The sequence below is a fragment of the Streptomyces sp. NBC_00083 genome (assembly GCF_026343295.1).
GTDB lineage: Bacteria > Actinomycetota > Actinomycetes > Streptomycetales > Streptomycetaceae > Streptomyces.
In genome coordinates this window covers 3,017,928-3,041,154 of record NZ_JAPELY010000001.1, presented here as the reverse complement: position 1 = coordinate 3,041,154, position 23,227 = coordinate 3,017,928, and the positions used below count along the sequence as shown (strand labels likewise).

Genomic DNA, 23,227 nt, shown 5'->3' with positions numbered 1-23,227 from the left:
CCACCCCAACTCCCGTACACGCAGCGCTCGTTGGACCGGCCTCGGTCACCGGTCCCCGAGCACCTCACGGATCACATGCCGGGCGTTCTCCGCCATCGCCGGGTTCGTCGTGCGGTAGTAGGGCAGGGCGATCACGGCCTGCGAGAGCGTGCGCGCCCGGCCGCGGATCCACTGGTCGTCGTCGACCGCGAGCGCGTCCCTGAACGCCTTGCGCCCCTCGGCCGGGAGCAGGTTCCACGCGGGGAACAGATCGCAGGCGGGGTCGCCCGTGCCCGCACACCCGAAGTCGATCACCGCGGTGAGCCGGCCTCCCGCGACCAGCAGGTTGCCCGGCATCAGGTCGGCGTGCAGCCACACCGGCGGGCCGTCCCACGCGGGCGCGCGAACCGCCTCGCGCCAGAGGGCCTCCACGGCGTCGCAGTCGACGCCTTCTGCCGGCAGGCGGCGCAACTGCCCGATGGCCTTCAGGGTTTCGTCGTGCTGCGAGACGAGCGGCCCGCCGCGATGGGCCGTCCCCGCCCCCCGCAGGGTGATGCTCCGCATGGCCGACACGAACGCCGCCAGGTCCTCGGCGAGCCCGACAGGATGGTCGCAGGCGCCCGCCCGGGGTTGCTCGCCGCCCAGCCAGCGGTACACCGACCACGGCCACGGGTAGCCCTCTGCGGGCTTCCCGTGTCCGAGCACCTCGGGTACGGGGGTGGGCAGCAGCGGAGCCAGCAGCGGCAGCCACCTCTGTTCGAGGAGCACATCGCCGGCGCCGCCCGCCACGAGCGGCAGCCGCACCACCATGTCCTCACCGAGCCGGTACATCGCGTTGACCGTGCCGCCGAACGCCACGCGCCGCACCCCCAGCCCGGCCCACCCCGGGAACTGCCCGGCCACCAACCGCCGTACGAGGTCGTCGTCGAGGGGGTGCTGGTCCGGGTGCATCGGTGCGGCGCTCATGACACGTCATCCCACGCCGAGCGCCGCCGCACGTCAACCGCCGCCCCGGCGGACGCCGAGACACCGCGGGCCGTCGCCGCCGCGTGATCTTCCTTGTTTGAGATCCGCCGAAACGGCCAGGCGTAACGGTGTCGGACAACGCTATCGACCGTATGTGGAGGTCATTCCATGTCGAGCGACGAGAAGGCCAAGGCGAAGACCGAGCAGGCCAAGGGCAAGGCCAAGGAGGCGATGGGCCGCATGGTGGGCAATGAGAGCCGCACCGCGGAGGGCCGCGCCGAGCAGGTGAAGGGCGATGCCCGGCAGGCCAAGGAGAAGGCCAAGGACACCCTCAAGGACTGACCCCGGCCGGCCCCCCGGCCCGTCCCCCGGCCGCAGGCCGAGCGCGTGGACGGGCGGGGCGGGCGCCGGGACGCGGGAGCAGCGTGGCGCGGGAACATTCGCGCCGCGCTCTCCGTCGTCAGCGGCCCCTTCGGCGGTTCCCGCCGGTGCCGCGCGCAAGGACTTGAGTCCTGAGCCGGCACGGGCCGTTGGTCCCCCGGCGGGGGACCTTTGCCATGCATGCGCGCCGCTCCCAGGGAGTTCCATGTAGGGCGCACCCTCCTATTGTCGAACGAGAGAGACGTCGTGCTGAGCACCGAGGATCACCAACCAGAGCCGGAAGCAGTGGCCCGGCACCGTCCGCTGTTCAGGGCGATCCACCGCAGGCGCAACCCCGCCCTGCGCCGTTCCGACATCACGGTCACCGACGAGGCCGCCGTCAAGCGCGCGGTCAAGGCCACGGCGCTCGGCAACGCCATGGAGTGGTTCGACTTCGGCGTCTACTCCTACCTCGCCGTGGTCATCGGCAAGGTCTTCTTCTCCGGCGCCGGTGACACCATGCAGGTCATCGCGTCGCTGGCGACGTTCGCCGCCGCGTTCCTCGTCAGGCCGCTCGGCGGCATGTTCTTCGGGCCGCTCGGCGACCGGGTCGGCCGCAAAAAGATCCTCGCCCTCACCATGATCATGATGGCCGCGGCGACGCTCTCGATAGGCCTGATCCCCAGCTACGGGACGATCGGCCTGTGGGCGCCCGCGCTGCTCATCCTGTGCCGCATGGTCCAGGGCTTCTCGACGGGCGGCGAGTACGGCGGCGCCGCCACCTTCATCGCGGAGTACGCGCCCGACAAGCGCCGCGGGTTCTGGGGATCGTTCCTGGAGTTCGGCACGCTGATCGGCTACACCGTCGCCGCGTCCCTGGTGACCGTGCTGACCGTGGTGCTCAGCGACGACGCGATGCAGCAGTGGGGCTGGCGCGTCCCGTTCCTGGTGGCCGGGCCGCTCGGCCTCGTGGGCCTCTACCTGCGGCTGAAGCTGGACGAGTCGCCCGCGTTCAAGAAGCTGGAGGAGGCGGGCGGTCCCGGCGCCGAGCGCGAGAAGATGCCGCTCAAGCAGATCCTCTTCGGCAACGGACGGGCGATGCTGCTGTGCCTCGCGCTGGTCGCCGCGTTCAACATCACCGACTACATGCTGCTCTCGTACATGCCGACGTACCTCTCGACGCTCGGCTTCGACGAGACCGGCGGGCTCATGTCCATCGTGGCCGTGATGATCGTCCTGATGGCGCTCATCAACTCGGTGGGACGCCTCTCCGACCGGGTCGGCCGGCGTCCCGTCCTCATCGGCGGCTCGCTCGCCTTCATCGTGCTCGCCGTGCCCAGCTTCCTGCTGATCAAGCAGGGCAGCACGGTCGCGGTCTTCACCGGACTCCTCGCCCTCGGCCTCGCCCTGGTCTGCTACATGGGCACCATGTCCTCGGCGCTGCCCGCCCTCTTCCCGACCGAGGCCCGCTACGGCTCGCTCTCCATCGGGTTCAACATCTCGGTGTCGCTGTTCGGCGGTACGACGCCGCTGGTGGTCCAGGGTCTGATCGGCGCCACCGGCAACGACCTGATGCCCGCGTTCTACACGATGCTCGCCGCCGCGATCGGCCTGGTGGCCGCGTTCGCCATGAAGGAGACGGCGCGCAAGCCCCTCGACGGCTCGCCGCCCTCGGTCGCCACCGACGAGGAGGCCGCCGAACTCGTCGCCGCGCAGCGGGCGTGACGAGAGGTACGCGGGACGGACGATGAGTGATGTGAGTGAGGGGGCCACCCGGATCCGGGTGGCCCCCTCACTCACATCACTCATGACACCGCATGCTCACTCATGGCACGGTCGCGGCGGTCGGCGCGCTCACACGGTCGTGTCGACCATGCCCGTGCGCAGCTTGGCCAGGATGCGCGACAGCAGACGTGAGACCTGCATCTGGGAGACGCCGAGTTCCTGGCCGATCTCCGCCTGGGTCAGCTCCTGACCGAAGCGCATGTCCACGATCCGCCGCTCCCGCTCGCTCAGTTCACGCATCAGGGGCGCCAGCGAGTGAAGGTCCTCGACCTTCTCCATGCCGGGGTCGTCGGCACCGATGCAGTCGGCGAGGGTGCGGCCCTTGACGGTGGGGGCCTGGCCGCCGCCCTCGTCCCCGTCGGGCGACATGTCGAGGGAGCCGGCGGTGTAGCCGTTGGCGGCCACGAGCCCCTCTATGACCTCGTCCTCGCTCAGCTTCAGATGCGCGGCGAGTTCCTTGACCGTCGGGTCGCGGTCGAGCTGGAGCGCCAGGTGCTCCTTGCCCTTGGCGATCTCGACCCGCAGCTCCTGCAGCCGGCGCGGCACGTGGACCGCCCAGGTGGTGTCCCGGAAGAACCGCTTGATCTCGCCGACGATGTACGGCACCGCGAAGGAGGAGAACTCGACCTCGCGCGACAGCTCGAACCGGTCGATGGCCTTGATCAGACCGATCGTGCCGACCTGGATGACGTCCTCCATGTCACCGGTGCCGCGGTTGCGGAACCGGCCGGCCGCGAAGCGGACCAGGGACAGGTTCATCTCGATCAGCGTGTTGCGCGCGTACTGGTACTCCCGGGTGCCTTCTTCCAGCACCTGGAGCCGGTCGAAGAACAGCTTCGACAACTTGCGCGCGTCCTGGGGGGCCACCTTCGCCGCATCGTCGATGTACGGCAGCTCCTCCATCTCGCGTTGCGTGGTTGAGACCGCCGTACGGTCCGTCCGGTCCGTCCGCTCCGGTCTCGTCACCTGCGCCGCCGCCATGGGGGTTCCTCCCTTGTCACCATCATCGAACTGTCGGAGCAGGCGTCTGCCCCAACGGGTCGGGTTCATGCGCCCACATGGTGGGGCCATCCGTTCCGACCCCCGCAGCGGGACCGAACTTGGCTGGAAAGCATAGGTTTGGGCGCCCAGATGGCCCGAACTCGCGGTCAGGGCTGCGCGATACCGCAGTCGGGGGCGTGGGTGTCCAAGCGGTCCGGCAACGGGGGTGTTCTCCGGCGGTAGTTCAGACCGCCCTGCGGCTCGGGTCCACGGCGGGCGGTCCGTGTGCGGCACCGGACGGTCGTGCCTGCCCACGGGGGCGCGGGTGCCGCCCAGCGCCGCGCCCTCCCGTGCGGCGGCGGGAATGAGCCACACGGGGGGGGTGGCGGCGCACGGCCCCCTTCACGATGGGCGGGTCCGGGTGCGGCGCTCACAGCCGTCGATGCCGGGCGGCCAGGGCGTCGCGTTCATCCGCGGGGGCGGACCGCGCGCGATCCCCCGGTGCCGCGTACGGCAGGGCCGGGCGGGGCCGCGTGGCCCGCCGTGGACGCCCGCGCCGCGTGCGACAGCCGGGCGCGGGCCGCTGCCGTAGGGTGTGGACGTCGCAGCAGCGCGGGAATCCGGAGCAGAGCAAGTTGAGCGTGTCCTCGTCCTTCCAGTCGGTCCTGGACCGCATCGCCGCCGAGATCGCCGCGACGCCGGGCCGGGGCCGGCCGGCCGACTACATCCCCGTCCTCGCCTCGGCCGATCCTCGGCGCTTCGGGATGGCCGTCGCCGAGCTCGACGGCACGGTGTACGGGGTGGGCGACTGGCAGCACCCCTTCTCCACGCAGTCCATCACCAAGGTGTTCACGCTCGCCCTGTGCCTCTCCCTCGAGGGCGACGAGCTGTGGGAGCACGTCGGCCGCGAGCCCTCGGGCAACCCGTTCAACTCCCTGGTGCAGCTGGAGTACGAGGCGGGCATCCCCCGCAACCCCTTCATCAACGCGGGCGCCCTCGTCGTCACCGACCGCCTCCAGCGCCGGACCGGCGACGCGGCCGACACCCTGCGCACCTTCCTGCGGGCCGAGTCCGGCAACGCCGCGCTCGGCTTCGACGAGGAGGTCGCGTCGTCCGAGGCCGCGCACAGCGACCGCAACGCGGCCCTCGCCCACTTCATGGCGTCGTACGGCAACGTCACCACCCCGGTGCCCCTCCTCCTCGACCAGTACATCCGCCAGTGCGCGCTGGAGGCGTCCTGCGCCGACCTGGCGCGGGCCGCCGGGTTCCTGGCCCGGCACGGGATAAGGGCCGACGGTTCCGCGCTGCTCACCCGCAGCCGGGCCAAGCAGGTCAACGCGGTCATGCTCACGTGCGGCACCTACGACGCGGCGGGCGACTTCGCGCACCGCGTGGGCCTGCCCGGCAAGAGCGGCGTGGGCGGCGGCATCATCGCCGTGGTCCCGGGCCGCTGCACCGTGTGCGTCTGGAGCCCGGGTCTCGACGAACGCGGCAACTCGGTGGCGGGCGTCGCGGCCCTCGACCGCTTCACGACCCTCACGGGCCTCTCCGTCTTCTGACGCCACGTCGGGCGCCGACTGCATCCCTCTCGCCGCCGTTGTGGACCCCGCGGTGAGAGACAGCGGGCACCTCGGCTCCGGACCGGGCCGGTGCCGTGGTGCCGGCTCAGCCGGGCAGCGTGACGAGCCCCGCCTCATAAGCGGTGATCACGAGCTGAACGCGGTCCCGGGCGCCCAATTTGGTGAGCAGGCGTGACACGTGCGACTTGGCGGTGGCCACCGTGATGAAGAGGTCCTCCGCGATCTCGGTGTTCGTCCGGCCGCGCCCGATGAGGGTCAGGACTTCCCGTTCCCTCTCGGTGACGATCCCCTCGACGTCACGTGCGGAGCGCAGCGGGGGACGCCCGGCGAAGTCGGCGATCAGCCGTCGCGTCACCGCCGGCGCGATCAGCGCATCGCCGGCGGCGACCACCCGGATCGCCGCGAGGATGTCGTTCAGCGCCATGTCCTTCACCACGAAGCCGCTGGCTCCGGCCCGCAGCGCCCCGTAGACGTAGTCGTCCTCGTCGAACGTGGTCAGGACGAGAACACGCGTCGCGGTGGGAGCGGCGGTGATCAGGCGGGTCGCCTCGATCCCGTCCATGCCGGGCATCCGGATGTCCATCACCACGACGTCGGGGCCGGTGTCCCTGACCAGTCGGACCGCCTCGGCGCCCGTCGCGGCTTCACCGACGACCTCCAGATCGGGGTGGTCGGCCATGACCAGGCGCAGGCCGGACCGCACCAGAGGCTGGTCGTCGGCGAGTACGACACGTACAGGTGCGGCGGTCATCCGGCCTCCACCCGAACTCCGGCGAGGTCGGGCAGCGGCAGCCGGGCCGTCACCCGGAAGCCTCCTTCGGGGCGCGTCCCGGCGCTGAGGTCGCCGTGCAGCAGGGCGACCCGCTCCCGCATGCCCACGAGACCGAAGCCGTGGGCCGGTCCGTTCTCGGTGGCACCGTGCCCGTCGTCGACGATCTCCAAGGACAGTTCCTCGCTCCCGTACTCGATGAGCACCCGACACTTTCCGGTGCCCGCGTGGCGGACCACGTTGGTCAGCGCCTCCTGAACGATACGGAAGGCGGACAGGTCGATGTCGGCGGGCAGGGGGCGCTCCTGCCCCTTGCGGCGCACATCCACGTGTACCCCCGCGTCGGCCGTGGCCGCCGCCAGCCGGTCGATGTCCGTCAGGCCCGGCGACGGCGCGAGGGCGGCCGGGTTCTTCGAGGCCGCCGATCCCGGGTCTGCCTGACGGAGTGCCACCAACGTGCGGCGAAGGCCCGCCAGGGTCTCCCTGCTGGTGACCTCGATGGCCCGCAGTGCCTCACCCGCCTCCACGGGCCGGGTCCGGATGACCTGGCTCGCCGCCCCGGCCTGGATGGCGATGATGCCGATGCTGTGCGCGACCATGTCGTGCAACTCCCGTGCGATCCGCAGCCTTTCGGCGACGACGGCCTCGGCCACCTCCTGCGAGCGCAGTGCCACCGTGTGCTCGCGACGCTCGCGGCTCAACAGCCCGCCCGCGCAGGCCGCGGCCGTCGCGAGGAGGGCGATCACGACGTTGACGGTCAGATTGTCCCCATGCGAAAAGCCGCCGATGACCAGGAGCTGGACGATGCAGGATCCGGCGCCGGCAACGATCGAGGCCCGCCGCGCGCAGGTGGCGACGATGACACCCAGGACGAGGTCCGCCGCCAGATACGACAGGAACTGGCCCTGGTACGCGGCCGACAGGCTCACTCCGGCAGCGGCGCCCGGGACTCCCACCACCACGGAGGTGGCCCCGAGGAGCGCGAGAAACAGCGCCAGGACCGGCCTGCGCCGCAGCACACCGACGAGCAGACCCGCCGCGAGCAGTGCTCCGAATCCGTGGACGGTGCCCGAGGCCCGCGGTGCACCTCCCACGAGCAGACCCACGGCGAGGAGATACAGGAGACCTCCCGCCCAGGCCGTGGTCTTCGTTCTTGTCATCGCTGGTGGGGCCTCTCCGGAGGAAGGCCGCGCTGTGCGACGCATACGAGGAGGAAAGCGGTCGGTAGGGCATCCATCCAGCGAGACTATCCAGCCGCCGTCGCTGCGGGATCCACCCGAGGACGTACGCCCACGGGTGAAGGCGACCGCACGATTGCCACCCACGGCCCCATGACCGGACGCGACCGTCCCGGCACTGTGGTCCACGTGATCGAAGTCAACGAACTCACCAAGCGCTATGGCGGCAAGACCGCCGTCGACCGCCTCTCCTTCACCGTGCGACCGGGTCAGGTCACCGGATTCCTCGGCCCCAACGGAGCCGGCAAGACCACCACTTTGCGGATGATCCTGGGCCTGGACGCGCCCACCGGCGGCGCCGCCACCGTCAACGGCGTCCCCTTCCGCAGCCATCCGCGCGGCCTGCGGCACGTCGGTGCGCTGCTCGACGCGGGCCAGGTCCACGCAGGACGCACCGCCGCGGCCCACCTGTCCGCCTTGGCCCACAGCAACGGGATCTCCCCGCGCCGGGTGGACGAAGTCCTGCACGAGGTGGGTCTGGCCGAGGCCGCTGCCCGCCGCATCGGCGGCTTCTCGCTGGGAATGAAACAGCGCCTCGGCATCGCCACCGCGCTGCTCGGTGACCCGCCGGTGCTGATGTTCGACGAACCCGTCAACGGCATGGACCCCGAGGGTGTGCTCTGGATGCGCCGCCTCTTCCGGCGCCTCGCGGCCGAAGGCCGCACGGTCTTCCTCTCCAGCCACCTCATGTCGGAGATGGAGAACACCGCCGACCAGCTCGTCGTCATCGGCCGGGGCCGCCTCATCGCCGCCGAGTCGGTACGGGAGTTCGCGGCCCGCAGCGCCCGTTCCAGCGTCGTGGTGGGCACCCCGCGGGCCGCCGAGCTGGCAGCGGTGCTGGCCACCGCGGGAGCCTCGGTCGAGCCCGAGGGCTCACCGGGCGCCGAGAAGCTCACCGTGACCGGGCTGGCGGCGGACCGTGTCGGAGCGCTCGCCTTCGAGAACGGGATCCAGGTCGACGAGTTGACCACCCGGACCGCCTCCCTGGAGGAGGCGTTCATGGAACTCACCACCGACAGCGTCGAATACCAGGCAGGACAGCCCCGATGACCACAGTCGCCTCCGTGCCCGCGGCCACCTCGTCCGCACCCGTCACCGAGCCGCCCGCGCGCTTCCGCGACCTGCTCACCGCCGAGTGGATCAAGATGCGGTCGCTGCGCTCGACCCCGTGGACACTCGCGCTCACTGCCCTGTTCGTCATCGGATCCGCCGCCGTGGCGGCCATGGCCGAAGTCGACACCCTTCGGACGATGAGCCCGGCGGCGAGGACCGATCAGGGATTCCTCGTGTTCGACGCGTTTCCCGCGGCCGGTTACCTGACGCTGATGCTCGTCGCCGGCAGCGTCGGCGCCCTCACCGTCGTGAGCGAGTACAGCAGCGGCCTGATGCGCACCACCACCGTCGCCGTCCCCGCCCGTGGTGCGGTGGTACTGGCCAAGGCGGTCGTGACCGCCGCGCTGTGGACCGCAGTCGGCACGGTCGTCTCGACCGGTTGCTTCCTGGTCTCCCAAGCCATTCTGAGCGGGCAACGGGCCGGAGTTCCGCTCACCCACCCCGGAGTGCTCCGGGCGCTGGTGGCCTCCGCCCTGCTGGCCCCGGTGTGCGCACTGGTCGGCCTCGGCCTCGGGGCTCTGATCAGGCACAGCGCCACCACCATGGTCACCAGCGCCTTCACCTTGGTGATGCTGCCGCCGATCTTCTCGCAGAGCGCACGCTGGTCGGCCGCCGTGAGCCACGCGATGCCGGTCACGGCATGGAAGCGCCTGGTCCAGAACTGGGCGCCGGATCCCCATTCGCTTGCCTACAGCGCCACCGTCCCCGACTCGTGGGCCGTGTACGCGCTCTGGCCCCTGATCGCCGTTGTGCTCGCCGTGGTCGTCGTGCGGCACCGCGACGTGTGATCGCGGCGCGCCTCTCGCCCCTGTACCCCCGGGGGACGCCGTGCACGCGGGGCCCCTTTCCGCTGTACCTACTAGTATGTACAGTGGCTTCGCCCACAGCCGCCCCCTGTTCCCCGCCGCAAGGAGCCCCGCCATGCCGTTCGTCCGCATCGACGCGCTCGGCGCCGACCCCGATCGTCTGGACGCGCTCGGCCGCGCCGTCCACGACGCGCTCGTCGAGACGATCGGCATTCCGCAGGACGACCGGTTCCAGGTCCTGGTGGGGCACGACGGGGCCGGCGGCAGCCTGCGCCACGGCACCTACCTGGGGATCCGACGCGACGACGGCATCGTCTTCGTGACGATCACCCTGCGCGCCGGGCGGACGCCCGACCAGAAGCGGGCGCTCTACCGTCGCGCCGCCGAACTCGCCGAGGCGTACGCCGGTACCGAGCCGCACAACATGTTCATCTCGCTCTACGAGAACCAGTCCGTCGACTGGTCGCTCGGCAACGGGGAGGCGCAGTACTGCCCCTCCCCCGGCGAGGGCGCCGCCCCCGCGACGGGTGGTGGCGGCTGAGCGAACCACCGCCGCCGACCCCATTACCCCGGACGTAATCGCGCTCCGCCCCCGCCCCGGGACACAGTGTGGCCACGCCGCGCGACAGCGGCCGGTCACCACGACGGGGAGGCTCCCATGCCGTACTTCACGACACCCACCGACGGAACCCGGCTCCACTTCATCGACTACGGACCGGCCGACGGAACCACCCTCGTCTTCGTCAACAGCGCCTACTTCGGCACCGAGATGTGGGAGTTCCAGATGCTGCCGCTCGCCTCGGAGGGGTACCGCTGCGTGGGACTCGACCGCCGGGGGCACGGCAAGTCGCAGGACGTCTGGGGCGGTTACGGCCTCGACACGCTCGCCGACGACCTCGGGGCGCTGCTCGACCATCCACGGCGATCAGGATGCCTCGGCGCCCATCGCCCTCACCGGACGCCGTGCCGCCGCCCTCATCCCCGGCAGCACGTTCAGGGTGTACGAGAACGGAGGTCACGGCCTGTACGTGACGCACGCCGAGCAACTCAACGCGGACCTGCGGGAGTTCGTCGGCGCCGGCTGATGCCGGACCCCCTGCCCGGCTGCCGGGGACGGCGCCCGGGACCGGTGGTCAGACGCCGCTCGGCGCCGTCTCCCGCTCCTGCTGCCGCGGTACGCGGGCGTGCCGCGGCAGCAGGAGCGGCGTGGCCAGCATGAGCACTCCGGCCGTGGCGATCGCGGCGCGCGGTCCTGCGAGGCCGGCCAGCGCACCCCACAGGCCGGTCATCGCGGCGGTGGCCGCCTTGCCGGTGACCGTCCACGCGGACAGGGTGCGGGCGACCCGGTCCGTGCCGGTCTGTTCGAGCCGGTAGGTGGAGAACACCGGGTTGAAGATGCCGCAGGAGGTGATGAGGCCGAGTTCGACGGTGGCCACGAGCACGAGGCCGACGACTCCCGGGCGGACCAGCACGAGACCCAGTACCCAGCACGCGCGCAGCACCCCGGTGGCCATCATGACCCGGTGCTGTCCGTGGCGCGCGACGAGCCGGCGGGAGAGCCGGGCGCCGATCAGGCCGCCGATGCAGGGCGCGCCGAACGCCAGACCGTACTGCCACAGCGCGAACCCCAGGGGGCCGAGCATGAGCGAGGCGAGCGGCGGGACGGTCGCCATGATCAGGCCGTTGACGAGGACCGTGTTGAAGAACAGCGGGCGCAGCGTCGGATGCCCCAGGATGTGCCGCCACCCTTCGAGGAGGTCATCGCGCCGGAAGGTGGTGCGCGGGTGGGGACGCGCGGGCGGCGCCGACTCCTCACGGCCGATCGCGCGGATCCCGAGCGCCGAGAGAAGGTAACTGACCGCGTCGGCCGTCACGGTGGTGACCGGCCCGAACAGCGCGATGGCGAGGCCGCCGAGCGGCGGGCCGACCATGGTGGCGGTCCACGCGGTGGACTCGAACCGGCCGTTGGCGGTGAGCAGGCCCTCCGGCGGTACGACCGCTTTGAGGCAGGCGCCGCTCGCCGCGCGGAAGGCGATGTCGGCCGCGCAGACGACGACCGACACGACGACGAGCTGGGCGAAGCCGAGCCGGCCGAGCGCGAACGCGGCGGGAACGCTGATCACCGCCGCGAACCGGATCAGATCGGTGGCGATCATCACCGGCCGTTTGCGCCGGAACTCCACCCAGGGGCCGAGCGGCACCGCGATGACCGCACCTGCCGCGAGCCCGGCGGCGGCGAGCGCGGACACCGCGGCCGGACCGGCGTGCAGGACGACGATCGCGATCATCGGGAACGCGTCGAAGGCCAGCATCGTGCCGACCGTGCTGACCCCGCACGCGGCCCACAGCCACCCGAACTCCCGCCCCAGCGACCGCCCGCCCACGCCGTACATCCCTTCACCCTGCCGCGGGACCGCCCCGCACCGACCGGCGTGATCCAATCGCCCGGCCGGCCCCCGGGTCAAACAACCACCGCGCCGTACCCCACAACCAAGCGTTGCGCGACGGGCGGCCGGGCCGGAGCCGGGGTATCGACAGAGCCGCTGCCCGCCCTCCACAGTGGCCTCCTCAGCCTTCGCGACGATCACCTTCGCGCGCCGACCGATACCGAGGAGCCACCGTGACCGCATGGGCAGGCCGGACCGCCGTCGAGATAGCGGAGGCGGTGCGCCGCAAGGAGGTCACGCCGCGGGAGGTGGTCGGCGACCATCTGGCCAGGATCGCCGGACAGGACGGCCGCATCGGCGCGTTCCGGGTGGTGCGTGCCGCCGCGGCCCTGGAGGAGGCCGACGAGGTCGGTGCACGGGCCGACCTCGCGGAGCTGCCGCTCGCGGGGGTGCCCGTGGCGGTCAAGGACAACGTGGCGGTGCGCGGCGAGAGCACCCGCAACGGCTCGGCTGCGACCTCCGCCGCGCCGGCCGCGCAGGACCATGTCCTGGTGGCCAGGCTGCGTGCGGCGGGTGCGGTGGTGGTGGGGCTCACGCACGTACCGGAACTGTGCGTCTTCGGCACGACCGACGGTGTGCACGGCATCGCACGCAACCCGTGGGACCCGGCGCGGACGGCGGGCGGCTCGTCCGGAGGGAGCGCGGCCGCCGTGGCGGCGGGCTTCGTGCCGCTGGCGCTCGGCAGCGACGGCATGGGCTCGCTGCGCATCCCCGCGGCGCACTGCGGTCTGATCGGGCTCAAGCCGGGCACGGGCCGGGTCCCGCGCGACCTCGGCGGCGGCTGGTACGGGATGTCGGAGAACGGCCCGCTCGCGACGACGGCGGCGGACGCGCGGCTGATGTTCGCGGTACTCGCCGGGGAGCCGGCCCGGGGCGTGAGGACCCAGGGCCCGACGACTGAGGAGCCGGCGTCCCAAGTCCCGCTCCAGGACGATGAGTTGGCGCTGGGCGCAGTAGCCCTGGACGAGGCCGCCCGGGAGGTGGCGCACCAGGGCGGGCTCCGGGGCGCCGCCCTCGCGGGGGCCGCATGGACGTCCCGGCCGGAGCCCGCCCCCCGGCTCAGGATCGCGTTCTCGACGCGCAGCCCCATCACGGGCGTGCGGGTGGGCCCGAAGTACGCGGCGCTCGCCCGCGAGGCGGCCAGGGCGCTGTCCCGGGCGGGCCACCACGTCGCCGTCGCGCATCCGCCCTACCCGCTCTCGTTCAGCACCGTCGTGCTGGCCCGCTGGGCCGGCGGCACCGCGCAGGACGCCGAGGGTCTGGACCCCCGGCTGCTCGCGCCGCGCACCCGGCGCCACGCCGCGATCGGCCGGCTGGCCGGACGGCTCGGCCTGCTGCGGTCGGACCACAACGCGGCCCTGAACCGACGGCTCGGGCCGTTCTTCGACACCTACGACGTGCTCCTCACCCCGGCGCTCGCCCGCCGCGGCGCGGCGGCGGACGCCTGGCACGAGCGCGGCTGGCTGGCCAATATCTTGATGAACACCGCGTGCTCACCGATGACGCCGCCCTGGAACCTCTCCGGGCGGCCCGCTCTCGCCCTGCCCTTCGGGTCGCTGCCGACGGGGCTTCCCGGCTCGGTCCAGCTGGTGGGGCGGCCGGGGTCGGAGCATCAACTCCTCGACCTGGTGGCCGAGTTCGAGCACCTGCACCCCTGGGAGCGCACGGCACCCACCCCACGCGGCCCCTCGCACTCATAGGCGAAGTCACCGCGGACTTCGCCCCCTCTCTGCGCGGCGACGCCGACACCGGGGCGACCGCGTCCGGTCACGGCACGGCGTCGGCGGCCGCGTCCTGGGCCGTGTACGGCGGCTTCGACCTCGGCGGCCGACTCGGCTTCCAGCGCTCCCTGTTCGGCACACCGGTCGTCGAACACCGCATCCCGCCGGGCACCCTGCACCGCGAGCGGCCGCCGGCCATGGGGCACGCCGGGCAGTAGCCGCGGAGGCGCGCCCGTACGGCCGCGGGGCCGGTCGCCGGCGCGCCGTCGCACGGCCACCGGGGGTTCGGCGGCCGTGCGACGGCGCGGTGTCCGGGCTCAACCGGCCGATCAGGCCGGGCGGATGCCCGTGTGCACGGTGGTGGCGGTGAGCAGGAACGCGTCGGGCCTGCGCATGATCCCCTCCGGCGCGTCGGGGTCGAGCAGGACGTCGAGGGTGGAGCGGTCCTCGGCGTCGAGCGACTCGCTCATCGTTTCGCGCAGCCGCGTCAGCTGGGTGTGCAGGAACGCGCGGGCCGGCCCGTCGAGGGGCGCCGGCAGGTCGAGGAGGAGGGTGAAGCTGCCGGTCCGGGTGAGCCCGGCGCGGCGCAGCATCGCGGGCCAGTCCTCGACCACCGCGGCGGCGCCCGGCAGCTCGGTGCGCATGATCTCGAACCAGTCCTCCTGGGCGGCGTCGAGCCGCGCCTGGAGTCCGGGCCGCCCGATCCCGATGTCGCGCGGCAGCCAGCGCATGGGGAGGCCGCCCTCCGCCACCGCGAGCACGCCGCCCGGACCGAGCACCCCGGCCAGTGCGTCCAACGCGCCCTGCTGGTCACCGAGATGGTGCACCGCCTTGCTGCTCCAGACGAGATCGGCCGGGCCGAGGCCGCCCTCCCCGTTCCCGTCGCCTGCGAGGCCGTCGGGCAGTTCGGCGTGGCGGACCGAGACCCGTGCGCCGAAGCCGAGCTTCCCGGCGCGGGCCAGGGTGTGGTCGAGCAGCGCGGGCGCGCCGTCCACGGCGATCACCTCGGCGTCCGTGAACGCCTCCGCCAGGACACCCGTCATGACACCCGGGCCGCTCCCGATGTCGAGGACGCGTCGGACCTTCGCGCCGGGGGTGAAGAGCCCTCCCAGGCGTACGGCCGTCTCCCGCAGGACCGGCAGCTGGAGTTCACCGCTGGTCACCAGGTGCGCGGCCATGGCCTCCCAGTCCAGGTCACCGTGATGGTGACCGTGTCCCTGCCCATTGCCGTGTCCCTGCCCATTGCCGTGCCCGTGGCCCTTGCCGTGGCCGTTGCGGTGTGCCGGGCCGTCCGCGGAGTCGTTGTGTGCGCTCATGTGGAGGAGCCTGCGCCCGTCGGGCGGCGACGGCAAACATCGTTGCTGTTTCCGGGACGGCGTCGCGGGGGTCCTCGTGGAGTGCGTCCGCGCCGCGGGGCTCTTGGCTAGGGTGCCGTGATGGACGTATACGAGTCTGCGCTCGACCTCATCGGCGGCACTCCGCTGGTCCGGATCCGCACCGCCGGCGCCGCCGCCCTCTACGCGAAGCTGGAGTACCTGAGCGTCGGCGGCAGCGCCAAGGACCGGATCGGCCGGAGCATGATCGAGCGGGCCGAGAAGGACGGGCTGCTCGGACCCGGCGGAACCGTCGTCGAGGCGACCTCCGGCAACACCGGCGTCGGGCTCGCGCTGGTGGCGGCCGAGAAGGGGTACCGGACCGTGCTGGTCGTGTCGGACCGTGTCAGCAAGGAGAAGGTGGACACCCTGCGGGCCTTCGGCGCCGAGGTCGTGGTCAAACCGAGCAACCGGCCGCGCGAGCACCCCGACCATCCGATGCGGTTCGCGGCCCGTCTCGCCGAGACGACACCGGGCGCCTGGCTCGCCAACCAGTACGACAACCCCGCCAACCCCGAGGCCCACTACCTCACCACAGGCCCGGAGATCTGGCGCCAGACCCAGGGGCGCGTCACCCATCTGGTGTCCTGCATCGGGACCGGCGGCACGATCAGCGGCGCCGGGCGCTACCTCAAGGAGGCCGGCGACGGCACCCTCCAGGTGATCGGCGCGGACCCTGCGTCCTCCCTCTACGCGGGAGGCGACGGCCGGCCCTACTTCATCGAGGCGGCCGGACACTTCCTGCACCCCGACACCGCCGAGGACGTGTGGCCCACGTCCTACCACCCCGACGTCGTCGACCGCGTCGTACCCGTGGCCGACCGCGAAGCCCTCCACACCCTGCGCCAACTCGCGCGCACCCAGGGCCTGTTGGTGGGCGGTTCCTCCGGCACGGCACTGGCCGCAGCCCATCGGGTGGCGGCCGGCGCCGGGGCCGACGCCGTCGTGGTGGTGATCCTGCCCGACTCCGGACGGCAGTACCTGTCGAAGTACTTCAACGACGCGTGGATGCTGGGCCTCGGGTTCCTCGACGGCGACGCGGGCGCCGTCCGGGTCGCCGACGCGGTCACCGGGGACAGCCTCGCGTCACCGCTGCCCTACCTCAACTCCCGTACCACCGTGGGCGACGCGCTCGCGGCGCTCCGCGCCAGGGTGCGCGACGGTGGTGCGGACCCGGTCCTGCCGGCCGGACCCTGCCCCACGGGCCCCGACCGGCGCCCCATGGCCCCCGAACTCACCGGATCGGTGACCCTCGCGGCCCTCGAATCCGCGCTCCGCAACGGCACGGCGGACCCGTCGGACCAGGTCGCGGACCACCTCGAAGCGCCGCTGCTCACCTTCGGCCACGGCGAACCCGCCGAGGACGCCGCCGGCCGGCTGGCCCGGCACCCCCACGACACCGCGGTCGTCCTCGCCGACGGCTGCGCCCAGGCCCTGATCACTTCGTCCGCCCTGCGGACCGCTCTGTCCACTCCCCGCTGAGTTCCCGCACCCCCCGCGGCGCGGCGGCGGCCATGTGCAGGGCGCGCAGCGCGAGCAGCAGCACACCGATGTCGTCCAGGTAGATCGGGTCGGGGAGGAGGTCGACCGGGCTGATGACGTAGGCGAGGGCGCCCCAGAAGGCGGCCTTGTGGGTCAGGGGGATCCCGGCGTCCTGAAGGATCTTGCGGGCGCGGACCAGCCGTGCCGTCAGGACGACCGCCACCACGGCGGCCGCCAGGAGCGCGAGGCCCACGAGGATCAGGACCACTGTCATTTCGGTGCTCATCGAGCCGCCTTCCTTGGCGCTGTGGCGGCGATGCTACTGAAGCCGGCTCTCGGGCAGCTCCGGCTCGCTCCGGTCCGGCAGGTGGACGTCGCTGACGGCGATGTTGACCTCGACGACCTCCAGCTCCGTCATGCGCTCCACCGCCGCGATGACATGGAGCCTGATCTCGGCGGCGACCTCGGTGATGCTCACGCCGTACTCGACGACGATCTCCAGGTCGATGGCGGTCTGCCGCTCGCCGACCTCGACCTTGACGCCCCGCGTGACGGAGGCGCGGCCCGGCCGGATCGCGCCGAGCGTACGGGCGAGGCCGCTGCCCATGGCGTTGACGCCGGGCACCTCGCGGGCCGCGAGCGCCGCGATCTTCTCCACGACGCCGCCGGCGATGGTGGTACGGCCCCGGGTCGCGGGCGCACCTCCCGGTCCGCTCCGCGCGGGCTCCAGGGTCGTGCTGTCCGCAGGCGTGCGGAACTCGTCCGTGCCGGGTGTGCGCACGGCCTGGGCCATCGGCTCCGTCATGCGAAGCCACCTCCTCCGGGGGTGCTCCGGCGGCCGGACGGCCGCCTCCTCCCCCTGCGGGTACCGTGCCCGCGGCGGAACATGCGGCCGCGGGCGCACCTGTCCGGGGAGAACGGCCCGCCCGCGCCGCGACCCGGCTCGCCGACGCGGGCCTCAGCCGCCGTTCGGGCAGCCCGGTGCCCCCTTGCCGCCGCGCTGCGGCAGGCTGAGGTTGGGGGTGCCGTCGGGCCAGGTCAGGGCGATCGTCTTGGTCGTCCCGTCCGCGCCGAGCTGGACCACCGGGGTGGGCTTGCCCGCCGGGGTGCCGTCGCTGCCGAACGACAGCCAGCCGCTGGCCCCCGGCAGCATCTGCGCGCAGTAGAACTGGTGCAGGATGCCGGTCTGCAGGCCGGGGTTGCGCAGTCCGGCGGCGTCACGCCGGCCCGCGCTGATCGCCGCCACGGCCGCGTCGTGGGTCAGCATCGCCTGGCCGCTGGCCAGGTCCACCGGGTCGAAGGAGAGCGTCGGCACATCCTTGTCCGCGGTCAGGGGCTGCCCGGTGCACGGGTCGGGGCGGCCGGTGAAGGCGGCCCAGAACTGGTCGTAGTTGTGCTTGGCGTCGGACCCGGGACACTGGGTGCCCCACTCGTCGGGGCTGGCCAGCGCGGTGTACGCGACGGTGACCCGGCCCGACGCTATGCCGTTGAGCACCCCCTTGTCGTGGATGCTCTCCGACGCGTCGTCGCCGGCGAGGATGTGCAGCTGGGCGATGCCGCACGGGGCGCCCTGCACCCAGTTCTCGACGAACGCGCCGAGGTCGTGGCCCCGGCCCGCGAAGTAGACCACCGACGGTGCGGCCTGGCACAGGTTGGCGTGCATCAGGTTGAACTGCTGCACCAGGTAGTCCTGGCGGCCCGACCCGGCCGTGAGGTCGCCGGGCGAGGTGTACGGGAGCACCGTCACGGTCCGGTTCGCCGCCTGGAAGCGGGTCTTGGCCGCCGCCGCGAGGGTCTGCGTGTAGTCGTCGCCGGTGACGCTGTCCGCGACGACGGCGAGCGAGGTCACCGCCGGCTTGAGGCCCGACGCGTACTGGGTCGCGGCGACCACCGAGTCGGAGTTGGTCGGAGAGACCCGGAAGAGGTCGGCGATCTGCTTCTTGCCGGCGGGGTCGGCGGGGTCGATGTTCATCGAGTCGCCGGTCACCGTGGAGCCGACGACGGGTATGTGCAGCTGCGAGGAGATCGCCGCCGCGGCGCGCCGGGTCTGATCGGTGCTCTGGCCGAGCCCGACGACAGCGGAGATGTGCTCGGCGTTGGCCTTCTCCTTCAGCTTGTCCACGGTCACCGCCCAACCGCCGTACTGGCTGCCCATGTTGGCGAGGTACAGCTTGATGGCGGGCGTACTGCCGTAGGCGGCGGTGTTGTTGGCCCGCCAGACCGCAGCGAGGGCCCCCTCGATGTTGGGGTAGAGCGAGCCGTAGGTGAGGGTGTCCACATCGGACACGGGCGAGAGGTCGAGCATCAGGACGATGCTGGTGTAGTCGCCCTTCACCTGGCCGTTGGCCGTCCCGACCGCGTTCTCCAACTCCCGCATGCGGTCGGGTTCGTGGTCGGTGAACGGCGCGCTGTCGATGTTCACCCCGACGCAGGCGAGCGGTGTGCCCGTGGCGGTCATGCCGGCGCCGCAGGTCAGCGAGGGCGGGAAGAGCCGGCCGTAGGCCCAGCGGCCACCGAAGACGACGCCGGTCAGGATCACGAGCGCCGCGAGGACCGACAGGGTCCGGTGACGGCGCAGCCGGCCGAAGCGGGGGTTGCCTACAGCGGGTGGCATGGAGACTCCTTGCGGTGCGGTCGGCGGACGCGGCTGCGCAGCGTCCGCCGCGGGGCTAGGCGAAGGCGGCCGCCGCCTGCTGGAGCGGACTGACGTCCAGCAGACGGGAGTTGTGCGCGAGGCGCGTGAAGCATTCCTGTATCTCGCCGTCCCAGCGCCGGGTGTGCTCGGTCAGCGGGTCGTTGTAGAGCCACAGCAGGGCGAGGAGCTTCGCGGTCGCCACCGCGAGGACCGTCTGCCCGCCGTCCTCGACCCCGTCGAGCAGCAGGGCGTACGCCTCGTGGGGCGAGCGCTTGTACAGCAGCCGGCAGGGAGCGGACGACAGGTAGTCGAGCAGGCGGATCCAGGCGCGGTGGTCCTCGTCGAAGCGGTCGGCCAGGGCCGCGGCGACCGGTGTGAAGCGGCCGAGCGCCAGGTCGTGGAAGAGCCGTCGTTCGACGGCCGCGGCCTCGCCGCCGGGGGCGGGCAGCGCGGCCAGCGCCAGCTCCTGGCCCGCGAACACCTCGTGCCAGGGGTTCACCTCGTCGGGGCGGGCCGGGCGGGCGGCGTTGAGCGCGGTCAGGACGGAGCGGGCGAGCCAGGGGTGCAGGGTGGCGGGGCCGTCCGCGTCGTCGCCCCAGCCGATCCCGCGGATGCGCGAGGGCCGGTGGGTGAAGGTGCTCACCCACAGGTGACGGCGCAGGAGTTCGAGGCTGCGCGGGAGTTCCGTGGAGGCGGCGGGGAGTCGCGGGTCGTGGGCGGTGCGCACATCGGCGAGGTAGGCCGCGGCGAGCACCACCGCGGGGGCGGTGCTCCACGCGGCGCCGGGCACCGGAAGCCCTTCGGGCAGGCCGGTGTCCAGGGCCCGGACCCACAGGGGCGTGCCGTCCTCGTCGACCGGGGTGAGCAGGGAGAGCGCCGGCCCCGCGCCGTGCGGTGCGGGCTGCGCGCCGAGGGATTCGTCGAGGACGGCGGAGACCGCGCCGCGGTGGCCGCCGGTGAGCCGGTGGACGACGGACGCGGGCAGCGGCCGGGCGGGTGACGGATCGGAGCGGTCCATCGCGTCGCCGACCTGGTCCTCGGTCATCGGGTCGAGCCACACGGGGTACCACCAGGCGGCCACGGGCCCGCGCTCCACGCCGACGGCGGCGTCGTTGTCGCGCGCCCACAGGGAACGCGTCGCCCGGGAGAGCAACGGCACCCGGCGCTGGGGCGTCGCGGTCAGCGGCGTGGCGCGCCACGGCTCGCACCACCAGGTCGTCCATTCCGACTGCCACTGCCCGCACGCGGACAGGACGAGGAGCGGGTCGGCGGCGCCCGAACCGTCCATGTCGGCCTGCTGGTTGCGGGCCCTGGCGGCGGCCAGTTCGGTCAGGAAGCGGCGTCCGGCCGGGGTCTGCGCGCCGTCGGTCAGGAGCACCCAGGCGTGGTCGTGCCGGTCACGCCGGGCGCCGCCGGCGGGCAGCAGGCACGAGCACGCGGAGCGCAGCGGAGGATGCCGCTCGGCCTGGTCCTTGACGTCGGCGAGGAAGGCCGCCATCAGCGGGCCCACCGCGGCCGACCGGGAGGTGGAGCTCAGCCTGATCAGGGCGTCGATGGAGCGGGCGGACTCGGCTTCGGGAACCGTGTTGTGCCAGCGCAGCGCGTCCCGTACGCCCCAGCGCGCGGCGCTCTGCAGCAGGGATCCGATGACGGGCTTGGCCCGCTCGCGGACGGTGGTGACCACTTCGCGCGCGGGGCCCGACACGAGCGGGCTCAGCGCTCCCTGGGCGACGTCCAGGGTGGCGGCCGCGGCGACCTCGAGCTGCCGGGCGGCCCGGCCGCCGCGAGTGTTGCTGGTGTACTGCTTGATGAGTTCGCGGATCTGGTCGGCGGCGCGCCCGCGGTCGGGGTCCAGGTTCTCGTTGAGGGCGAGCAGCCCGAGGCCGAAGCGGTGGAAGACCGGGGGCTGGCGCAGGTTGTCCCAGCCGCGCATCATCTCGAAGGCGGCCAGCGCGGCGGCCGAGACCGGGTCGACCGGTTTGGCCTCGAAGTCGAGGGCGGCGTGGACCACCGTCGAACCGCACGCCCGCGACACCGCCTTCAGCAGATCGGACTTGCCCGACTGCCGGGGCCCGAGCAGCGCCACGATCGGCTGCCGCTGCCCCGGGTACCGCCACAACATGTGCCGCAGGAAAGCGTCCGCTCCCGCTGCCGCGTCAAGATCCCCCACCCGCGCTCACCGCCCCCCGGAACCGACGCGCACCTCCCGCATCGATTGACACGGAAGGTAACACCTCAGGGACGCGTTGCGACGGGTGTTCCCCCACATCGGTCCCATGGATGGTCCCGGGTGGGGCAGTTGCGGGGGTTTAGGGCGCGTCCCGTGCAACCGGTGGCTTCAACTCCGCTGGTCCACGGGGCAGTTGGTGCGACGGGCGGCCCGGTTCACTCGGTGGCCAGGGATGTGACCGGGGCCGTGCGCAGATGGGTCCGGCCCGAGCGGACCGCCCAGGCGAACACGGCGAGCGCGACGACGCCCACCGCCACGGAGTCGTACGGCGTCGGCAGGTCTCCCGAGCCGCCGAAGGTGCCGAGCCAGGACAGCAGGGTGAGGGCGGCCAGATGGAAGACGAGCCAGGCGCCGTTGCGCAGCTCCTCGCGCGGCGGGCGGCCGTCGGCGTCGCGGCGCAGCATCAGGTAGAGCGGGACGCCGGCGAGGACGAGGGGCAGGGCGAGCCGCAGGTGGTGCCAGCCCGACCAGTAGATGAACTCGCTGGCCACGACGAAGCTGACGGGCGCGATCCAGTGCACCCCGGGCACCTGCCCGTCCGCCGGCGGAAGCCCGCGCTCCTTGGCGTGGGCGCGGAACGCGGCGACGGCCACCGCCGAGGCGGCGTACACGAGCAGGTACATGTCGCCCATCACGCTGACGATGTCCTGCCAGCCGCCGAACGGCAGCATGAACAGGACGATCACGACGAGGTTGAGCAGGAGCGCGCGGCGTGCCGTGCCGGAGCGGGGGTCGATCCGCATGAAGAAGCGCGGCAACAGGCCGTTCTTGGCCAGGGCGTAGGTGTGCCTGGCGTCGATGGCGACGCCGACGTAGGCCGAGCCGCCGGGTGAGACCACCGCGTCCGCGTACAGCAGGGTGGCGAGCCAGTGCAGGTTGAGCACGAGGGCGAGCTGGCCGAAGGGCGAGTCGAAGTTGACGCCGTGCCAGCCGTGGCCGAGCAGGGAGTCGGGGACGGTGAAGAGGAAGGCGAGTTGGAGGCCGAGGTAGACCAGGACCGCGAGGCCGATGCCGGTCAGGACGGCGAGCGGCACGGTGCGGCGCGGGTTGCGGGCCTCGCCGGAGAAGTCGAGGGGCGCCTGGAACCCATTGACGGAGTAGACGATTCCGCCGCCGGCGAGCGCGGTCAGACAGGCGGCGTAACCGTACGGGGCGAAGCCGCCGTGGTCGGTGAGGCGGCCGGAGTGGGTGCCGGAGAGGAACAGGGCGACGACGGTGAGGACCGGGATGAGGACCTTGAACAGCGACACCAGGTTGTTGAGGCGCGCGAAGGCGCGCACCGCGAACCAGTTGAGCGCGGTCAGGAGCACGCTCAGGCCGGTGGCGACGGCCAGTCCGGAGCCGGTGAGCCGGCCGTTGTCGTAGAGTCCGGGCAGGTAGTGCGCGGCGTACTGCATGATCGCGCTGATCTCGGCCGCGGTGCCGCCGACGGAGAGCAGCACGGACCAGCCGATGACGGTGCCCACCAGGCGCCCGCTGGCGTACAGCGGCCACCGCACGGTGCCGCCGCCTTCCGGGCGGGTCGCTCCGAGCTCCACCATGACGAGGGCCACCAGGGCGCACAGCACCCCGGCGCCGATCCAGGAGAGCAGTACGGCGGGGCCCGCGGTCTGCGCGGCGAACATGGCGGCGAACAGCCAGCCGGAGCCGAGGATGTTGGAGAACCCGATCGCGGTCAGGCTCCAGAACCCGAGCTCCTTGCGCAGCCTGCGCTCCTCGCCCAGGACCGTCAGCTCCACGGGGGTCTCCTCCCCCGGCTGCG

Annotated in this window: 20 protein-coding genes and 1 pseudogene; 10 read left to right on the top strand and 11 right to left on the bottom strand. The window is 72.7% G+C overall.

The annotated features are described in order from the left end of the window. Nucleotides 1-45 precede the first annotated feature (45 nt). Nucleotides 46-945, bottom strand: coding sequence for an aminoglycoside phosphotransferase family protein (locus OOJ98_RS13505; protein ID WP_267054899.1), 900 nt, complete (start codon nucleotides 943-945; stop codon nucleotides 46-48). 168 nt (nucleotides 946-1,113) lie between these two features. Here OOJ98_RS13505 and OOJ98_RS13500 point away from each other — a divergent pair, with 168 nt between their 5' ends. Continuing rightward, complete coding sequence (locus OOJ98_RS13500) at nucleotides 1,114-1,287, top strand: CsbD family protein (RefSeq protein WP_267054898.1); 174 nt, start codon at nucleotides 1,114-1,116, stop codon at nucleotides 1,285-1,287. A 285-nt stretch (nucleotides 1,288-1,572) separates the two neighbouring features. Next, nucleotides 1,573-3,030 carry an MFS transporter gene (locus OOJ98_RS13495; protein WP_267054897.1) on the top strand — a complete coding sequence of 486 codons (1,458 nt, stop codon included), beginning with the start codon at nucleotides 1,573-1,575 and terminating at the stop codon, nucleotides 3,028-3,030. Between the two features lie 129 nt (nucleotides 3,031-3,159). Here OOJ98_RS13495 and OOJ98_RS13490 read toward each other — a convergent pair whose 3' ends face one another. After that, nucleotides 3,160-3,993 (bottom strand): RNA polymerase sigma factor SigF, encoded by an 834-nt coding sequence (locus OOJ98_RS13490; protein WP_267055632.1) that lies wholly within the window; start codon nucleotides 3,991-3,993, stop codon nucleotides 3,160-3,162. Between the two features lie 713 nt (nucleotides 3,994-4,706). Here OOJ98_RS13490 and OOJ98_RS13485 point away from each other — a divergent pair. Next, nucleotides 4,707-5,630: a glutaminase gene (locus tag OOJ98_RS13485; protein ID WP_267054896.1), complete on the top strand. Its 924-nt coding sequence runs from the start codon at nucleotides 4,707-4,709 to the stop codon at nucleotides 5,628-5,630. Between the two features lie 106 nt (nucleotides 5,631-5,736). Here OOJ98_RS13485 and OOJ98_RS13480 read toward each other — a convergent pair whose 3' ends face one another. Both OOJ98_RS13480 and OOJ98_RS13475 read right to left on the bottom strand, forming a co-directional pair. Beyond that, nucleotides 5,737-6,402, bottom strand: coding sequence for a response regulator transcription factor (locus OOJ98_RS13480; RefSeq protein ID WP_267054895.1), 666 nt, complete (start codon nucleotides 6,400-6,402; stop codon nucleotides 5,737-5,739). Next, nucleotides 6,399-7,580: a sensor histidine kinase gene (locus OOJ98_RS13475; protein WP_267054894.1), complete on the bottom strand. Its 1,182-nt coding sequence runs from the start codon at nucleotides 7,578-7,580 to the stop codon at nucleotides 6,399-6,401. The genes OOJ98_RS13480 and OOJ98_RS13475 overlap by 4 nt, the downstream gene beginning before the upstream one ends. A gap of 171 nt (nucleotides 7,581-7,751) precedes the next feature. On the opposite strand from OOJ98_RS13475, the gene OOJ98_RS13470 reads away from it, so the two are divergent. The 4 genes and pseudogenes from OOJ98_RS13470 (at nucleotide 7,752) to OOJ98_RS13455 (ending at nucleotide 10,662) form a co-directional block, all read left to right on the top strand. Further along, nucleotides 7,752-8,708 (top strand): ATP-binding cassette domain-containing protein, encoded by a 957-nt coding sequence (locus OOJ98_RS13470; RefSeq protein ID WP_267054893.1) that lies wholly within the window; start codon nucleotides 7,752-7,754, stop codon nucleotides 8,706-8,708. Beyond that, nucleotides 8,705-9,559 carry an ABC transporter permease gene (locus tag OOJ98_RS13465; protein ID WP_267054892.1) on the top strand — a complete coding sequence of 285 codons (855 nt, stop codon included), beginning with the start codon at nucleotides 8,705-8,707 and terminating at the stop codon, nucleotides 9,557-9,559. The genes OOJ98_RS13470 and OOJ98_RS13465 overlap by 4 nt, the downstream gene beginning before the upstream one ends. 133 nt (nucleotides 9,560-9,692) lie before the next feature. Continuing rightward, entirely contained in the window at nucleotides 9,693-10,118 is a 426-nt protein-coding gene (locus tag OOJ98_RS13460) for a tautomerase family protein (protein ID WP_267054891.1), read from the top strand. Between the two features lie 117 nt (nucleotides 10,119-10,235). Then, nucleotides 10,236-10,662 (top strand): annotated as a pseudogene (locus tag OOJ98_RS13455) (alpha/beta fold hydrolase). Nucleotides 10,663-10,710: 48 nt separating this feature from the next. Here OOJ98_RS13455 and OOJ98_RS13450 read toward each other — a convergent pair. Further along, nucleotides 10,711-11,970: an MFS transporter gene (locus OOJ98_RS13450; RefSeq protein WP_267054890.1), complete on the bottom strand. Its 1,260-nt coding sequence runs from the start codon at nucleotides 11,968-11,970 to the stop codon at nucleotides 10,711-10,713. 227 nt (nucleotides 11,971-12,197) lie between these two features. Here OOJ98_RS13450 and OOJ98_RS13445 point away from each other — a divergent pair, with 227 nt between their 5' ends. Together OOJ98_RS13445 and OOJ98_RS13440 are read left to right on the top strand one after the other, a co-directional pair. Further along, nucleotides 12,198-13,724 carry an amidase gene (locus OOJ98_RS13445; protein WP_267054889.1) on the top strand — a complete coding sequence of 509 codons (1,527 nt, stop codon included), beginning with the start codon at nucleotides 12,198-12,200 and terminating at the stop codon, nucleotides 13,722-13,724. 101 nt (nucleotides 13,725-13,825) lie between these two features. Beyond that, the gene (locus tag OOJ98_RS13440) at nucleotides 13,826-13,963 is read left to right on the top strand and encodes a hypothetical protein (protein ID WP_267054888.1); all 138 of its coding nucleotides are present in this window, start codon (nucleotides 13,826-13,828) and stop codon (nucleotides 13,961-13,963) included. 111 nt (nucleotides 13,964-14,074) lie between these two features. Here the strand turns inward: OOJ98_RS13440 and OOJ98_RS13435 are convergent, their stop codons facing one another. Further along, nucleotides 14,075-15,061 (bottom strand): trans-aconitate 2-methyltransferase, encoded by a 987-nt coding sequence (locus tag OOJ98_RS13435; RefSeq protein ID WP_267054887.1) that lies wholly within the window; start codon nucleotides 15,059-15,061, stop codon nucleotides 14,075-14,077. 120 nt (nucleotides 15,062-15,181) lie between these two features. On the opposite strand from OOJ98_RS13435, the gene OOJ98_RS13430 reads away from it, so the two are divergent. After that, complete coding sequence (locus OOJ98_RS13430) at nucleotides 15,182-16,600, top strand: pyridoxal-phosphate dependent enzyme (RefSeq protein ID WP_267054886.1); 1,419 nt, start codon at nucleotides 15,182-15,184, stop codon at nucleotides 16,598-16,600. Here the strand turns inward: OOJ98_RS13430 and OOJ98_RS13425 are convergent. From OOJ98_RS13425 to OOJ98_RS13405, 5 genes are all read right to left on the bottom strand, one after another. Further along, nucleotides 16,557-16,886, bottom strand: coding sequence for a YkvA family protein (locus OOJ98_RS13425; protein WP_267054885.1), 330 nt, complete (start codon nucleotides 16,884-16,886; stop codon nucleotides 16,557-16,559). The two genes, OOJ98_RS13430 and OOJ98_RS13425, sit on opposite strands and share 44 nt — an antisense overlap. 33 nt (nucleotides 16,887-16,919) lie before the next feature. Next, on the bottom strand, nucleotides 16,920-17,405 hold the full coding sequence (locus tag OOJ98_RS13420; protein ID WP_267054884.1) for an Asp23/Gls24 family envelope stress response protein: 486 nt from the start codon (nucleotides 17,403-17,405) through the stop codon (nucleotides 16,920-16,922). Nucleotides 17,406-17,558: 153 nt separating this feature from the next. Then, complete coding sequence (locus OOJ98_RS13415; protein ID WP_267054883.1) at nucleotides 17,559-19,214, bottom strand: ABC transporter substrate-binding protein; 1,656 nt, start codon at nucleotides 19,212-19,214, stop codon at nucleotides 17,559-17,561. A gap of 55 nt (nucleotides 19,215-19,269) precedes the next feature. Continuing rightward, nucleotides 19,270-21,357: a hypothetical protein gene (locus OOJ98_RS13410; RefSeq protein ID WP_267054882.1), complete on the bottom strand. Its 2,088-nt coding sequence runs from the start codon at nucleotides 21,355-21,357 to the stop codon at nucleotides 19,270-19,272. A gap of 263 nt (nucleotides 21,358-21,620) precedes the next feature. Further along, nucleotides 21,621-23,171 carry an APC family permease gene (locus tag OOJ98_RS13405; protein WP_267055631.1) on the bottom strand — a complete coding sequence of 517 codons (1,551 nt, stop codon included), beginning with the start codon at nucleotides 23,169-23,171 and terminating at the stop codon, nucleotides 21,621-21,623. Between the last annotated feature and the right edge of the window lie 56 nt (nucleotides 23,172-23,227).